Consider the following 1,887-nt stretch of genomic DNA (forward strand, 5'->3'; position numbering starts at 1 on the left):
TAGTTAAGGATTTTCAAGCCGAAACCGGTAAACAAGTTGGTATTGTTCACGAACTTAAGCATAATAGCTACTTCGATAGCATTGGTTTAAATGTAGAAGAAGCTACGGTGCGGGTTTTGCTGGAAGAAGACTTTACTAATCCAGAACAAAACATTATTCAAACCTTTGAAATCGCGCCTTTAATTCGGTTAGATAAGGAAATTATGCCCGAAGCGGGAATTGATGTTCCTTTGCATCAACTCACTGGCGCAGCTACAGAAAACTTTAATCCTGGTTTTTCTTTCCCCTACGATGTTGTTGCTAACTTCAGCAACCCCCATTTTACCGCAGAAGACGCTCGTGCAGTTTACGGCGACTTAGTAGATATTATCGATCTAAATGCTGAAACTGGATACGGGGACTTGTTGGCACTTCCTGAATTTTATCAATTCATGATTACCTACGCCGAAGGGGTTAATCCCTGGAACAATAGCATTTTACTCCGGGAAGGTTTAGATGAACCTTTTGATGGTGACGGGGATGGTAACGCAGAAATCAGAACTCAGTTAACAGGAGAAGTTTTCCCTTTAATTAAGTTCGCCCATGATGCAGGATTACTGGTTAATGTCTACACTTTACGGAATGAAGAACGCTACCTGACCTTAAACCCAGATAGCTCAGTACAAACTCCCCAACAAGAAGCAGAAGACTTAATCCGTTTGGGTGCAGATGGCTTAATTGGGGACTTCCCTGAAACTATCAATATAGTGCGGGATCGGATTGTGGCTGATCAAGTCCGCTCTCCCCAAAATCCTGATGTAGAAGCGATTGATTTGAGTGATGGATCTCTAGACGAAGGGGATGTCGCATTTGAAGCTGTAACCACACTTTTGAATGTAGCAGGTCGTCCCTTTAATAGTGGTGCAACTGATCCTGAAGGCATTGCCTTAAGGAAAGATGGTACTTTGTTTATTTCCTCCGAAGGTGATGCTAACAACTTACAGCGGTTGCTGTAATGCTAATGCTCCTGAAGGTACCCCTGATGAGGTAGATCGTACTAACAGTTTGGCCGAATTATTAGCGATAATGCTGGAACCTTCTTAGCCTTAGAAAGGTATTTTGACGACACTGGCTTAAACCAAAACAAGCTCTATTTAGTATCGGCTCAAAATGCTACCGATGTCAGTAACTTGCCAAGCTTGAAAGGTCGAGATATTGTTGTAGCCGAAAAACAACTGCTGGTAGATTTTAATGATCTTGGGACTAATCTCGATGATTTTGAAGGTTTAGCCTTAGGTCCAGTTTTACCCGATGGTCGTCAATCCTTAATTGTTGTTAGTGATAACGACTTTGACCCGGCAACTCCTGCTACTCAGCTCTTTGCTTTTGCTTTAGATATTGCTCCTGCCAGTGAGACTAAAGAACAAATTTTTGGTACGTTAGAAGCAGATGCTCTAGAACTAACTGGTAGCAATAATTTAGTTTTTGCTGGGGAAGGTAACGATATCATTGATGCCTCTTTGGCTGATGGAAATAATCGTATCTATGCTGGTAACGGTGACGATACTGTTATTTTAGGAACAAGCGATGCTCCTTTGGAGCCGCTGCGCGATTGGCCGTAGGCCACGCTAAAAGCGATTGACCGTAGGTCACGCTAAAAGCGAACGCGTTTTTGGTGCAGAAGGTGCAGATCGTTTCTTTGTGACCTCTGGTGGTAACAATATCATGACTGGGGGCGCAGGTGCAGACCAATTCTGGATTGCTTCTGCTGAAATTCCCGATAGCGCTAACATCATTACTGACTTTTTCAGTGGCGAAGATGTGATTGGTATTGCTGGTTTGGGTATTGGTTTTGATGATCTCACCATTACCGATGGGGATTTGGGAGCAGTAATTTCTGCCAATGGC

General features: G+C 43.1%; 2 protein-coding genes and 1 pseudogene. All 3 read left to right on the forward strand.

All coding sequences use genetic code 11. The annotated features are described in order from the left end of the window. A partial coding sequence (locus tag F6K53_RS39140) for an esterase-like activity of phytase family protein (protein WP_293085285.1) occupies positions 1 to 995 on the forward strand: 995 nt, incomplete at its 5' end. 60 nt (positions 996 to 1,055) lie between these two features. After that, the gene (locus F6K53_RS39145) at positions 1,056 to 1,601 is read left to right on the forward strand and encodes an esterase-like activity of phytase family protein (protein ID WP_229415563.1); all 546 of its coding nucleotides are present in this window, start codon (positions 1,056 to 1,058) and stop codon (positions 1,599 to 1,601) included. Between the two features lie 16 nt (positions 1,602 to 1,617). Then, a pseudogene (locus F6K53_RS39150) lies at positions 1,618 to 1,887 on the forward strand (calcium-binding protein); the annotation flags it as partial.

This window comes from Moorena sp. SIO4A1, assembly GCF_010672065.1.
GTDB lineage: Bacteria > Cyanobacteriota > Cyanobacteriia > Cyanobacteriales > Coleofasciculaceae > Moorena.